The organism is Andreprevotia chitinilytica DSM 18519, assembly GCF_000711875.1.
Taxonomy (GTDB): Bacteria; Pseudomonadota; Gammaproteobacteria; order Burkholderiales; family Chitinibacteraceae; genus Andreprevotia; species Andreprevotia chitinilytica.
In genome coordinates, this window is sequence record NZ_JONM01000031.1 from 21,009 (window position 1) to 33,008 (window position 12,000).

A 12,000-nucleotide genomic window follows, 5' to 3' on the forward strand; every position below is an offset into this window, starting at 1 on the left:
TGTAGCATGCCCTTGTGTTAATCCTGTTTCCGTACGACGGGCAAACGTATAGGTAGGATTGGGTTCTAACGTCGGCGCTGCCAAACCACACGCGGAATATCCGGCCGGTTGCGCTCCAGCAATACCGCGTAGCGCATCGTCACCCGGCCGAATTGGGCGTCGATTTCGTTGATGAAATAACGACTTTCCAGTCCCACCGAGCCAGCCACCAGTTGCCCTTGAATATTCTTGGGCAAGGCATCCGTGAAATCGCTCAGCTTTTCGAAGTACTTCCCAGCCCGGCGCGATACCACACCTTGCGCATCAGAGACGGACAAGCCCGGAATCACCGCCGCCATGACTTCGGGCGAGGCAAAATTGACGTTGATGGGCGTTTGTTCCGGCAGCACCGATACATAAGGCGCGATCTTGGCGATCACATCCCGCGTGAAGCCACGTACGCGCAGCAGGCTTTCGATATCGGTGAGCGGCTGGTTGGCCGCGCGATATGGCACGGCTTCGCCCAGGTATTCGATATCTTCCGCCCCGCCGGGATAACGGGTCTCGCTGTCGGCGTCTTCCCAGTCGGCCAAGGCATTGACGAGGCTGGCTTGCAAGCCCAGCTGCTGAAACAGCTTTACGCAAGCGTCGTAACCGGTCTGGCTGAAGCGCCCGGCCGGGGCGACGTTGTTGAGGTTGAACTTGCCTTGCTGCTCGACGATGCGCCCGCCAGCGCGGCCGTTTTCGACCGGGATCGACGGGATCGGGATATTCCACGGTTCCAGTTGGTGATCGATCTGGTTGTTGCGACCGTCGTCACGCAAGGTGAGCCGCGCCAGTTGCAGCGCCGCCCGCGCCACGCCGCGTGCTTCGGCTTGGTCGAACTGGTTTTCCAATTGGCGGAACCACAACTGCTGCCGCCACGCCATCCACGCGACCATGGCGGCGACCAGCGCGGCGGTGAGCACAGCGGTGATGATGGCGATACCGGCTTGCCGGCGCGGGGCACGTTTCATCGTCATGGCAGCGCGTATACCCGCTCGACCTGCGCTTCGCCCGCACGTGCCAGCACGACCTTGATGGCACGCGGCATTACGCTGTTGACCATATTGCCCACCGTGGGCGGCCAGTCGCTTTGCCATGCGTTGTTGCCGTCGAGAAAGTAGACCTCGAAGCGCTCCACTTTCGGCAGTAGCAGAAAGGTGCGCGGCTGGGCACGTGGGGCGAGATCGAGGCTATCCCACAGCAGCATTTCCAACCTGCCCTCATGCAGGCGATACGCCACGTGGTAAGGATCGCGATCACGCACGACCCGCACCAGCTCCAATGCCGGATAACCTGCCTGCGCCAGTTGCCCACCGCCACGAACGGCCGGCTGCGTGATGCCACCGGTATTGCGCCACGGGCGATTCACCGCCTGGCTGACATCCTCTTCGATCCGGTCCAGCACCAGCGATAATTCGCGCCAGCGATGCGCTTCTTCATCCAGACGGGTTTTGATTTCGACGATGCGCGACAAGCCTTGGTAAGCGATCAACGCGACAACGGCGAACACCATCAGCGCGACCAATACCTCGATCAGGGTAAAACCGCGAGCACGGCTACGAAAGCGCCCCGACATCAGGTGCCCCCGCTGGATGGCGCTGGCGTCGGGGTGACCGGAACAGGTGTGGACACCACGCCGGATGCCGTCATCGTCGGCGCAGCCAGCGTAGCGTTCGGCGGCACATTGGCGACATAGCTGATCAGCGTGGCAAGCGCGTATTGCTTGTCGCCGGGCTTGTCGTTGTTGGCAAACACCTTGATCTCGATGCGCCGGAAACTGAGGTTGGGCGATGCGCCGGTCTCGATGTGCCACGTGAAGTGCTCACCCGCCTGCTCCGCCGTGCCTTCTTGCGAGCCGATATCCGGAAACAACCCACGCGCGTTCATTTCGTTCAGCTGGTTCTGCGCTACCCAGCCGGCCAGCGTGCGCTTGCGGAAGGTCTCGGCGGTATCGATGCTACCGCTGGCGGCTTTCATCGCCGCAGCCAGCGCAATGGCCAGCACGGCGAGGGCGATCAGTACTTCGATCAGGGTGAAGCCGTGTTTGCGCATCTCGGCGACCTTGGTCCGCCACTTGGAATCTGCCCTAAATTTTTCCGATGTACCGTCCCCCCCTTTGCGAAGGGGGGCTAGGGGGGATTTCTGCGGCATCTCAATTTGCAATGACGTCGAAATCCCCCTCGGTCCCCCTTTAAAAAGGGGGAGGTAACAATCTGCAGCACTTACGTAGTGACAGGTTTCCCATTTGGGACAGCGCTTCTTCGGATTCACCATCAGCCGTTATCCGCCGCAACAACCGATGCACTCACCTGCCCCATCACGTCGCCATCGAGCTGCCAGTGCTGCTCGCCAAGCTGCATATCAATATGGAATGGGGAATTGACGCCAGAGGGCTCGAACACCACACGTTCGCCGATGGGTTGCTCGCGCAAATTGATGCTGAGCTTGGTCACCGCCATGCCTTCAGGCAACGGCCGGGCGCGGAATTCGTCCTGGGTGGCGACGGACTGCCAATTGTTCTGTTCATCCTGCAGCCAGAATTGATAGCCGTGGCCATCCGAACTCCACGCCATCGCCCGGCCACTGTTGATCGCCTCATCACGAGCCGCATCCAGCAGCAGCGACAAGCGTTCTGACTCCCGCTCGATCACGCGGCCATCCGACTCCCCCAGCTGCACCACGGCCACGCTGGTGATGATGCCGATCAGCAGCAGCGTGATGAGGATTTCAATGAGGGTGAAGCCGGCTTGGCGCATGGGGCTCGGATGTTGGATGTATATGTAGGAGCGACCTTGGTCTCGATAGCGGCACTTCCATCGTCGCCATCGCGACCAAGGTCGCTCCTACAGGATTGGGATTGAGCTTACAGCTGCCAGGACCCGATATCGGCGTCGTACCCTTCGCCGCCCGCTTGCCCATCCGCGCCATAGCTCATCACGTCGATTTCGCCGTGCAGGCCGGGGTTCAGGTAGATGTAGTCATTGCCCCACGGGTCTTTCGGCAGTTTTTCCAGATAACCACCGGTTTTCCAGTTACCCGGCACCGGCGGTGAGTTCGGCTTTTCCACCAACGCCTTGATGCCCTGCTCGGTAGTCGGATAACGGCCGTTATCCAGTTTGTAGAGCTTGAGCGCCTGCACCACCGAGCGGATGTCCTGTTTGGCCGCGACCACGCGGGCGTCGTTCGGGCGATCCATGATCTTGGGCACGATCAGCGCGCCAAGGATCGCCAGGATAGTGATCACGACGAGAATTTCGATCAGCGTAAAACCGGTCTGCTTGCGAGACTGCTTGGGGAGGAGCGACTTGCGGGACATGTTTCCTTCTTCCTATTTCACCAACTGATTCATTTCGAACACCGGCAACAGTATTGCCAGCACGATCAGCAGCACCACCCCGCCCATGATCAGCACCATGATCGGGCCGAGCAAGCCGGTAAAGGTAGCGACGCGGTTTTCGAGTTCCTGTGCTTGTTGTCCGGCGGCTTTATCGAGCATCTTTTCGAGCCGGCCAGTGACTTCACCGCTACCGATCAGGTGAATCAGCACCGGCGGAAAGCGCTTGGACTGCCCGAGCGCGCGGGACAAGGTCACGCCCTCGCGCACTTGTTTGGCAGCCTCGGATACCGCATCGCGCAAGGGCAAACTGCTGACTACGCCAGCAGCCGCCTGCATCGCGCTCAGTAAAGGCACACCGCTGCCAACCAGAATGGCCAGCGTCGACGCCAGCCGCGCCGTGTTGCTGGCCAGCTCGAAGCGGCCGAACAGCGGCAAGCTTAGCTTCCACGCGTGATAACGACGTTTCACGGCCGGATCTTTCAATGCCCGCCACGCGCCAAAACCAGCCAGCGCCAGCACCACCAAGGCCACCAAGCCCCAATTGCGTACAAACGCGCTGATCCACAACAAGGCACGGGTCAGGAAGGGCAGCGTCTGTTTGGCGCTCTGGAACACCGTCACCATCTGCGGCACCACCCAGGTAAGCAGACCAACGATAACCATCAGCGACACGACGACCACGACGATGGGATAGATGAACGCCAGCATCACCTTCGCGCCCAAGGCAGCGCGGGCTTCAAGGTAATCGGCCAAACGCTGCATCACCGCCGATGCCTTGCCGGATTCCTCACCCGCCGCAACGATGGTGCGATACAGCTCAGGGAAGGTGCCGGGATGGCGCGCCAGCGCGGACGAGAGCGATGCGCCAGAAAGAATCTCGCTGCGCAGTGCTGCCACCAGGCGCTTTTCCTTCTCGTTTTCGCTTTGCTCAGCGAGCACGACCAGCGCCTGTTCGATATTCAGGCCCGCATCCAGCAAGGTGGCGAACTGGCGTGTCAGCAACGCCAGCTGCGCGGTACTTAACCGCGGGCCGCCGCGACCACCGCTTTGGTTCTCGGCAGTCAGCTCGGCCAACTCGCTGACCCACAACCCTTGGTCGCGCAGCGACACCCGGGCTTGCCGCAGCGAATCGGCCTCGATCACGCCGCGTTGTTCAGCGCCGGCCTGATTGACGGCCTGATAGCGGAACGCCGTCATGACTTAAGCAAAAATAACCGTCTTGTTCGAATACACCAGCACCCGGTGCGCCAGATGCCACTTCACCGCGCGGGACAGCACCACCCGCTCCAGATCGCGGCCTTTGAGCACCAGCTCATCGACATCGTCCCGGTGGGAGATACGGATCACGTCTTGCTCGATGATCGGGCCGTCGTCCAGCACTTCGGTCACGTAATGGCTGGTCGCGCCGATCAGCTTCACGCCACGGGCAAACGCACGGTGATATGGCTTGGCGCCGTCAAACGCCGGCAAGAAACTGTGGTGGATATTGATGACTTTCTGCGGATACGCACCGGTGAACTCGTGCGACAACACTTGCATATAGCGCGCCAGCACGATCAGGTCGACGCCGTGGGCCTGCAGCAATTCGCGCTGCTTGGCCTCGGCCTCCGCCTTGTTGTCCTTGTTCACTTCGACCACGTGATACGGCACGCCGTAGAACTCGGCCAGCGCGCGGCAATCCTCGTGATTGGAGATCACCAGCGGGATATCGCAATGCAGCTCGCCGCTCTGGTGGCGGTGCAGCAGATCGACGAGGCAGTGATCGTACTTGGAAACAAAGATCGCCATGCGCGGGCGCTGGGCGGAGAGCGCAACCGTCCAGTGCATATCGAAGCGATCGGCGATGGGCTGGAAGGCGGCGGTGAACGCGCTCATGTCCAGCGTGAAATCAGCCAGATCCCACTCCACGCGCATCAGGAACAGGTTTTCGCTGTTGTCCTGATGCTGGTCGGAATGAACGATGTTGGCGTTATACGTATAGAGAAAATTGGCGATCGCGGCAGACAGGCCTTTTCGGTCCGGGCAGCTGATCAGCAGTGTGGCGGTATTCATCACGCATCCGTAGCAAAACCAAGCCACGGATTCTAGCAGCTAGGCAGACATGCAGGGGACGCGGCGGTAATCAGGCCAAAGCGATGCGTTTGCGCTGGCGCTCGTAATCCACCAGCACCATCGCATCGATGAAAAACTGCTGAAACGGCTGGCTATAGCCATGATTCGGCAATTCGGATACCCAGCGGCAACCATTCGCCGCCAGCGGGTCGTGCACGAATTCGACCGGATAGCCGAACATCGCCGCGTAGACCGCCTGCCCGATGCCCTCGGTACGCGCCGGGTTGAACGGCTTGCCACCGGGGCCCATCAGATCGTGATCAATCGCGCGCAGCACCACGGCCATCGTCTGGCTCGGGGTAAGATGATCGAGCATTGCCATTCTGGCCGCCGCGATCACGATATCGCGTGGTACCAACTCCATTTGCGCCTCCCCCGATTCAGATGAAAACTGAATGACAAGTGCATTAATGCGTTGTAGCCGGGGCAACTAGATAAGAACAAGCTAATTTTCGATCCGTCGGTCGGATTGCCGAGCGGCTCACTGAACGAACCAACAACCGATCAATATTCAGAACCAAACCCCAATAAAAACATGTTCGACATCGTCCTCTTCCAACCCGAAATCCCTCCCAACACCGGCAACGTCATCCGGCTGGCCGCCAACACCGGTTGCAGCCTGCATCTGGTCAAGCCGCTCGGCTTTGCGCTGGACGACACCAAGCTCAAACGCGCCGGGCTCGATTACCACGAATACGCCGCCGTCCACGTGCATGAAAACTGGGAAGCCCTCCTCGCCGCCCTGCCCGGCCGCCGCATGTTTGCCATGACCACCAAGGGCAGCAGCCGCTTCGATACGCTGCAATTCGCCGAGGGCGACGTCTTCGTCTTCGGCCCGGAAACCCGCGGACTGCCGGATGACGTGCTACAACAATTCACGCCAGACCGCCGCATCCGCCTGCCCATGCGCGCCGGCCAGCGCAGCCTGAACCTATCCAACGCCGTTGCGATTACCGTCTTCGAAGGCTGGCGACAGCTCGGCTACGTTGGCGGCGCATAAGGAGAACCCATCGATGAATCGTCTTTTCGCCTTGCTCTTGCTGCTTGTTGCCACCGCCTTGCAAGCTGCGCCGTGCCGCAAATCCACCCCGGTTGGCGACTACTGCCAGCTGCCGTTCACCAAACTGCACCCAACCCAACCCGCCATCGGGCTGATGCAAGTCGAAGACGAAATGCAGTCCTACACAGGCAAGACGCCCCAAGAGCTCGACCAGCTGATGCGCAAAAAGGAAATCCCGGTGGTGATCGGCCCGAAAGGCCGCTTTTACCTCACCGATCGCCATCACCTGAGCTCCGCGCTGTGGCGCTTGCATGTCCCCACGGCCACCGTAATGGTGATCGGCAAGATCAACGACCCCAAGCAATTCTGGCCACAGATGCAAGAACGCCACTGGGCATGGCTCTACGACCAACACGGCGCGCCCTTGCCACCCAAGCAGCTGCCCAAATCGCTGGCCGACCTGAAAGACGACCCCTACCGCTCACTCGCCGGCTACGCGGCCAGCGCCGATTACTACGGCAAAGCAGAGCACGCCTATTTCGTCGAATTCGCCTGGGCACGCTACTTTGGCGACAAGCTCGACTGGCAACCCATCAACCGCGACAACCTCGCCGCCACGATGGAAACCATCAAACCGCTGGTGTGTTTGCCTGCTGCGAGCGAGTTGCCGGGGTATCGCACGGAATGCCCGAAGCCTTAGAGGCTGTTCAAAGTCTCGCAAACTGCCAGCTTGAAGCGCTGCAGGGTTTTACTTCCCCCTTCTCGAAGGGGGATTGAGGGGGATTTCGACGCAGGTGAACATTAGATATGCCGCAGAAATCCCCCTAGCCCCCTTCAAAAAGGGGGGATGACAACCACACCCTGATTCCACAAACATCAAAAACCACCTCTGAGCCCCTCATGCCCCCCAAACTCAGCGCCACCCTCGCCGCCCTCAACCTCTTCATCGCCGTCGGCTGCGGCGCATTCGGCGCGCACGCGCTCAAAACCCGGCTTGCACCTGACCTGCTCGCCGTGTGGCAAACCGCAGTGCAGTACCAACTGATTCATGGTTTGGGATTGTTCGCGCTGGCTTGGCTCGCCACCCAGACCGGCGCCAAGCCATTCGGCATTGCGGCATGGCTGATGCAAGCCGGCATCGTGCTGTTCTGCGGCAGCCTGTATGTACTGGCACTGAGCGGCGTGCGCTGGCTTGGGGCGGTTACGCCGCTAGGGGGAGTGGCTTTTTTGGCGGCGTGGTTGCTGGTTGCGGTGGGGGCTTGGCGGTATTTGCCGCGTTGATCGGAGCATTCACGTAGCCCGGACGCATTCTGCGGCCGGGGTTCCCGCCACGAGTCCCATTGCATCCCGGCCGGCAAGCCGTCCGGGCTACGTACTACTTCCATCCCCTCGCCCTCGCGTGCAAGGCTTTTAGCCTTGCTCAGCTATTAGTTGGAGAGAGGAGCCATCCCTCAAACATGCGGAAAATCAGGATTCCAGGCCACCTCCCACAAAAACCCGTCCGGATCGGCGAAGTAACCTGAATACCCGCCCCAAAACGCCTTCTCCGCCGGCTTGACGATCTTCCCGCCGCCAGCCGCTACCTCCGCCATCAGCGCATCGGCATCCTCCGGGCTGCGCACGTTATGCGCCAACGAGAACCCGGCAAAGCCCTGCCCCTCCGCCGATACGCCCGCATCCGCAGCCAAGGCCGCACGCGGGAATAGCGATAGCCACGTCTTGCCCAGCTCAAAGAACGCCACCCCCTCCAGCTCCGGGGAAACGCGCGGCAGTTTCAATACATCTGTGTAAAAGCGGATGGCACGCTCAAGATCGGCAACGCCAAGTGTGATAAAGCTGATACGCGGTTCCATTTTTTGCTCCTGAGCATTCAATCAGAGGGGGCGGTTAACCCGATCCGCCGCCGGTCGAAGCCACGGCGGCTGCATGCCAAAACCATAGCTGAAGCAAATCCAGAATGAAGGAATGACCGCTGCCTTGCCGTTGCGGTGGCATCATGATCGACCCACGCAGCATCAGCTAACCCAGCAATAAGAAGCGGCCGTGACCGCGCAGATACGGTGCGCACCTTGTGAAATGTGCATAAATGCATAAAAATAGAATTTTATGGCTTTTAATGGACAAAAATGCACAATTTGGCGCGCGCATTGATGGACCAGATCTATGCCAAAGCAGAGTCTGTTGGCTTGAAAAAAACCGAGCTGGCCGCTCAGGCCGGGATTGATGCGTCCGTGGTGGCCCGTTCATATCGACGCGGCAAGATCAGCCTGGAGTCGCTGCAAGCACTGGCCGGGGTGGTCGGGCTGACCGTTACCTTGTCCGCAGCCCAATCGGAGCTGGCCAGCAAACTGGAAGCGGGAAGCTTGTTCTGATGGACTTGTTCGGTGTGATTTGGACCCGCCATCAAGGCATACCGACCAAGCTGGCCGATATGGTCTTGACCTCGACCGAGTTGAGGATAACCCGGCACGCTGCCGGCATGGATTGCCCCGGATTCAGCATGCTGCACGATGTCGCCGGTCTTGCAGAATGGAACTGGGCCCGGTCGCAGGATCAAGAGCTACCGCCACAACTTCAAGCCCTGCTGCCACCACAAGACCCGCACTCACCCATGCGCCGCCTCATGTACCGGTTGCTGGAGGCCAAAGGGGTTCAGCGTATCGGCCGCCAGCCCATCGAGCAGGAGTGGCTGCTGCTCACGCACTTTGGGGCGGGTGGCATCGGGCACCTCGATGTGTTTGCCGACGACCTGAGCGCGCAAGCTTATTACGCACGACCAGAACCTGTTTTAGGCGACCTGACTCAGGCCAGCGCGCTATGGGCCTGCTTGCGGGAAGGGTTGGTCAATCAAACGGATGCCGACAGTGCCGCCGAGCTGATGGCCCAAATGCAAGTGACGGGCGTATCCGGAATGATCCCCAAAGTATTTACCTCGCTGGGTGATGCGGCGTCGCAGGTCTTGGTCAAGGTGGAGCCGCCGGAATACCCACGTGTTCTTTCTGTTGAGGCACTGGCTCTCGAGCTGCACCGCAAAGCCGGATTGGATGTGCCCGATTGGCGTTACCGCGAATTCGCGTTCGGCGACGAATTGCTCTCGGCATTGGTGCTGGATCGGTACGACCGCGACAACGACCACCACCCGATCCCGCAGGAGTCGTTCTACACCCTGCTGCGCACCGGTAACCGCAGCAAGTATTACGAGCGTACCGACGGCGCAATGGAAACCCTGTTTACGGTCGTCAATACCCCGGGGCTGGTAGCCAATCCGTTCGAGGTGAAATACGGCATTTTTCAGCGATTCGTGATGGCGCTCGCCACCGGCAATGGCGACTTGCACAGCGACAACTTCGCCTTGATCGGCCGCGCCGGCGAAGCACGCTTGGCCCCGGTATTTGATCCGGCACCAATGCGGGCGTACCGGTTTTTCCGGAAGAACCACGACATTCTGTCTGCCCTGCAGTTTTCCGGAATTGGCGGGGTAGATCAGCAGCATCCGGATGGCACGCCGCTGGACTACACCTCATCCGGCCAGGTGCCGCCCGATCTGCGCGAACGTGTTCTAGCGCTGGCCCGTGTGGCCGGTATACGGCCAAGCCGGGCCACGAAGTGGATCAAAACGGCATTGCATGTGACGGAGGGTTTTTCTGAGCAGGCTTGCGATCTATTGAGCAAAGCACCTGCCGCAGACCGACAAAGAAACCGCCCTGCCGTCGACGGATTTCGGGCCACCGTAGAAGCAATGCGATCGGCCCTGCGCGAGGCAAGTGGAAGTCCTTGATCAAATGACCGCAGGGGCTAACTTGCTGCCCTGGATCAGAAAGGGGCTGCTAGCCCGATGCGCCGCCGGTCGAAGCCGCGGCAGCTGCATGCCAAAACCATAGCCGAAGCAAATCTACAATGAAGGCATGACCGCCGTCTTGCCGTCGCGGTGGCATTGAAACAAACAGTTGTGGCGGGTGGAACATCATCGTGCGCTTGTTTTTTGGTGTGGCACTTATGTCGCTAGCTGGCGTTGCCTTTGCCGGCAGCGTATTCAAGTGCGTCGACCCGACTACCAAGACCGTCACCTTCAGCGATGTGCAATGCAGCAACAACGCCACCATCGTCACCGTGCACGACGCCCCGCTCGGCCGTGGCCGCAACGAGGCACCGGCCGAAAGCCCCTACCTGCGCAACCAGAAAAAACCACCACCCAGCAGTGATTCTGGCGGCAGCGTCACCCTCTTGCCCGGCCAGCCGGCGGCCCCAAGCGGCCCGTCTGCTTCATCACACTCGCATTACTGATCTGGCCCCAACCCGGCAGCGCTCGGGATTGACCACACCAGACGGGATCGGATACTTTGCGCTGTCGCGTTCAATAGCGCGATCGGGTTTAGCAGCCTGTCCATCAAGGCGAACAGCCGCATCCTTGCGGTATTTTTGTTCGCAACACCCTTGGCACGTCTTCGATGCGGGCTCAGGGTGGGGGCACCTTCGGGTGCGCCGGTTCCTTGATGCCGGTCTGCTAACCCCGCCTTGCGCCCGCCCCTCCGTTTAGCAGCGGAAGGATGGGCTTAACAGCACATCAAGGAGGCAAGCATGCCTAACTCCCCACACAGTACCCCCGCCCCACCCGACCCCAACCACCTCATTGCCCAAGCCCTCGATGGCTTCGCCGAGCTGGACCGGATTTTCACCATCCTCACCAACCTGATCGACCCCCGCGGCATCGGCTACCAGCTAGCGCGTGACGGTAGCCGGTTGGCGGCACGGCACCGGACGGCAATGCAAATCTTGCAAGCCGGCGCACTCACAGATCGCCGACGGGCACCCCGTTGCCCCCGTATTGGAGGCCGCCATGTCTGATCGCCACAACCCTGCACTCACCATCGACGATTACAACGACATCGCCGACGTCGGCCTGGATCGCATCGCCCAATTAGGCTGCGTATTCCGCGCCCTGGTCGAAACCACTGAGCCGGAATCCCATCCGCATCATCTGGCAAAGATCGGCGTGTATCTGTCGGAAGAGTGGCATTTCGCACTGGATACGGCCCGCTACGAGACCGTACAACGGCTCAGGCCGCCGTTAACCACGGATCGGCGTTAGCGCAGCGGGAGCCTGCGGTACAACAAAAACGCCGGCTGGAATCCCAGTCGGCGTTTTTGTATGACATCACCGTAGGTTGGGTTGAATGAAATGAAGCCCAACATTGGCGCGATCTTCAGCACCCGATGTTGGGCTTCGCGCGTGTTCAGCCGGGAGACATAGGTAACACTTGTCGGTAGACATGGGTAACACTCAACCTAGTCTAACTGCACCCGCAGATCGATGGTGCGAATGGCCTTATGACAGAAGAACACCGTCAGCACATCGGCTTGTGCCGAAGGGCGCAGTGCCACGTACTCCCCCGCCAAACCCTCGCCAATGAACACTGCCCGGCCGCGATACTGGATTTGCCCGTTGACGCGAACCTTCAACACCCGATCGCCCGGCTCATACTCCACCGCCGGCAGTTGCTCCGGATACGGCCGGCCACTGCAGCGG

At 60.4% G+C, this 12,000-nt stretch carries 17 protein-coding genes and 1 pseudogene; 8 read left to right on the plus strand and 10 right to left on the minus strand.

Annotated elements, in window-relative coordinates; all coding sequences use genetic code 11:
- Window positions 1–65 precede the first annotated feature (65 nt).
- The 8 genes from gspK to BR41_RS20225 all read right to left on the minus strand — a co-directional run bounded on the left by gspK (window position 66) and on the right by BR41_RS20225 (window position 5,837).
- On the minus strand, window positions 66–1,001 hold the full coding sequence (gspK, locus tag BR41_RS20190; RefSeq protein ID WP_084187455.1) for a type II secretion system minor pseudopilin GspK: 936 nt from the start codon (window positions 999–1,001) through the stop codon (window positions 66–68).
- On the minus strand, window positions 998–1,600 hold the full coding sequence (gene gspJ, locus BR41_RS23265; protein WP_051711470.1) for a type II secretion system minor pseudopilin GspJ: 603 nt from the start codon (window positions 1,598–1,600) through the stop codon (window positions 998–1,000). The genes gspK and gspJ overlap by 4 nt, the downstream gene beginning before the upstream one ends.
- Window positions 1,600–2,076, minus strand: a complete 477-nt coding sequence (gene gspI / locus BR41_RS20200) for a type II secretion system minor pseudopilin GspI (RefSeq protein ID WP_051711471.1) — start codon at window positions 2,074–2,076, stop codon at window positions 1,600–1,602. Before gspI ends, gspJ begins: the two co-directional genes overlap by 1 nt.
- Before the next feature lie 221 nt (window positions 2,077–2,297).
- Window positions 2,298–2,780 carry a GspH/FimT family protein gene (locus BR41_RS23270; RefSeq protein WP_051711474.1) on the minus strand — a complete coding sequence of 161 codons (483 nt, stop codon included), beginning with the start codon at window positions 2,778–2,780 and terminating at the stop codon, window positions 2,298–2,300.
- A 107-nt stretch (window positions 2,781–2,887) separates the two neighbouring features.
- Window positions 2,888–3,340 carry a type II secretion system major pseudopilin GspG gene (gene gspG / locus BR41_RS20210; protein ID WP_035060758.1) on the minus strand — a complete coding sequence of 151 codons (453 nt, stop codon included), beginning with the start codon at window positions 3,338–3,340 and terminating at the stop codon, window positions 2,888–2,890.
- A gap of 12 nt (window positions 3,341–3,352) precedes the next feature.
- A complete protein-coding gene (gspF, locus tag BR41_RS20215; protein ID WP_035060761.1) occupies window positions 3,353–4,558 on the minus strand; it encodes a type II secretion system inner membrane protein GspF in 1,206 nt (401 codons plus the stop codon).
- 3 nt (window positions 4,559–4,561) lie between these two features.
- The gene (gene purU, locus BR41_RS20220; protein WP_084187459.1) at window positions 4,562–5,413 is read right to left on the minus strand and encodes a formyltetrahydrofolate deformylase; all 852 of its coding nucleotides are present in this window, start codon (window positions 5,411–5,413) and stop codon (window positions 4,562–4,564) included.
- A 70-nt stretch (window positions 5,414–5,483) separates the two neighbouring features.
- Entirely contained in the window at window positions 5,484–5,837 is a 354-nt protein-coding gene (locus BR41_RS20225) for a hypothetical protein (protein ID WP_035060766.1), read from the minus strand.
- 171 nt (window positions 5,838–6,008) lie between these two features.
- Between BR41_RS20225 and trmL the strand changes: the two genes are divergently transcribed.
- The 3 genes from trmL to BR41_RS20240 all read left to right on the plus strand — a co-directional run bounded on the left by trmL (window position 6,009) and on the right by BR41_RS20240 (window position 7,754).
- Window positions 6,009–6,473, plus strand: a complete 465-nt coding sequence (trmL, locus tag BR41_RS20230; protein WP_035060769.1) for a tRNA (uridine(34)/cytosine(34)/5-carboxymethylaminomethyluridine(34)-2'-O)-methyltransferase TrmL — start codon at window positions 6,009–6,011, stop codon at window positions 6,471–6,473.
- A 13-nt stretch (window positions 6,474–6,486) separates the two neighbouring features.
- Entirely contained in the window at window positions 6,487–7,173 is a 687-nt protein-coding gene (locus BR41_RS20235) for a ParB-like protein (protein ID WP_035060772.1), read from the plus strand.
- 200 nt (window positions 7,174–7,373) lie between these two features.
- Window positions 7,374–7,754: a DUF423 domain-containing protein gene (locus BR41_RS20240; protein ID WP_035060775.1), complete on the plus strand. Its 381-nt coding sequence runs from the start codon at window positions 7,374–7,376 to the stop codon at window positions 7,752–7,754.
- Window positions 7,755–7,924: 170 nt separating this feature from the next.
- Here the strand turns inward: BR41_RS20240 and BR41_RS20245 are convergent, their stop codons facing one another.
- Window positions 7,925–8,326 carry a VOC family protein gene (locus BR41_RS20245; RefSeq protein ID WP_035060778.1) on the minus strand — a complete coding sequence of 134 codons (402 nt, stop codon included), beginning with the start codon at window positions 8,324–8,326 and terminating at the stop codon, window positions 7,925–7,927.
- A gap of 297 nt (window positions 8,327–8,623) precedes the next feature.
- Between BR41_RS20245 and BR41_RS20250 the strand changes: the two genes are divergently transcribed.
- From BR41_RS20250 to BR41_RS20270, 5 genes are all read left to right on the plus strand, one after another.
- The gene (locus BR41_RS20250) at window positions 8,624–8,845 is read left to right on the plus strand and encodes a hypothetical protein (protein ID WP_156970821.1); all 222 of its coding nucleotides are present in this window, start codon (window positions 8,624–8,626) and stop codon (window positions 8,843–8,845) included.
- Complete coding sequence (locus BR41_RS20255) at window positions 8,845–10,251, plus strand: type II toxin-antitoxin system HipA family toxin (protein ID WP_035060784.1); 1,407 nt, start codon at window positions 8,845–8,847, stop codon at window positions 10,249–10,251. The genes BR41_RS20250 and BR41_RS20255 overlap by 1 nt, the downstream gene beginning before the upstream one ends.
- Window positions 10,252–10,442: 191 nt before the next feature.
- Window positions 10,443–10,757, plus strand: a complete 315-nt coding sequence (locus BR41_RS20260) for a DUF4124 domain-containing protein (RefSeq protein ID WP_156970822.1) — start codon at window positions 10,443–10,445, stop codon at window positions 10,755–10,757.
- A 294-nt stretch (window positions 10,758–11,051) separates the two neighbouring features.
- A complete protein-coding gene (locus BR41_RS20265) occupies window positions 11,052–11,318 on the plus strand; it encodes a hypothetical protein (protein ID WP_035060790.1) in 267 nt (88 codons plus the stop codon).
- Complete coding sequence (locus BR41_RS20270) at window positions 11,311–11,562, plus strand: hypothetical protein (RefSeq protein WP_035060792.1); 252 nt, start codon at window positions 11,311–11,313, stop codon at window positions 11,560–11,562. The genes BR41_RS20265 and BR41_RS20270 overlap by 8 nt, the downstream gene beginning before the upstream one ends.
- Before the next feature lie 197 nt (window positions 11,563–11,759).
- Here BR41_RS20270 and BR41_RS24740 read toward each other — a convergent pair.
- A pseudogene (locus BR41_RS24740) lies at window positions 11,760–12,000 on the minus strand (IS481 family transposase); the annotation flags it as partial.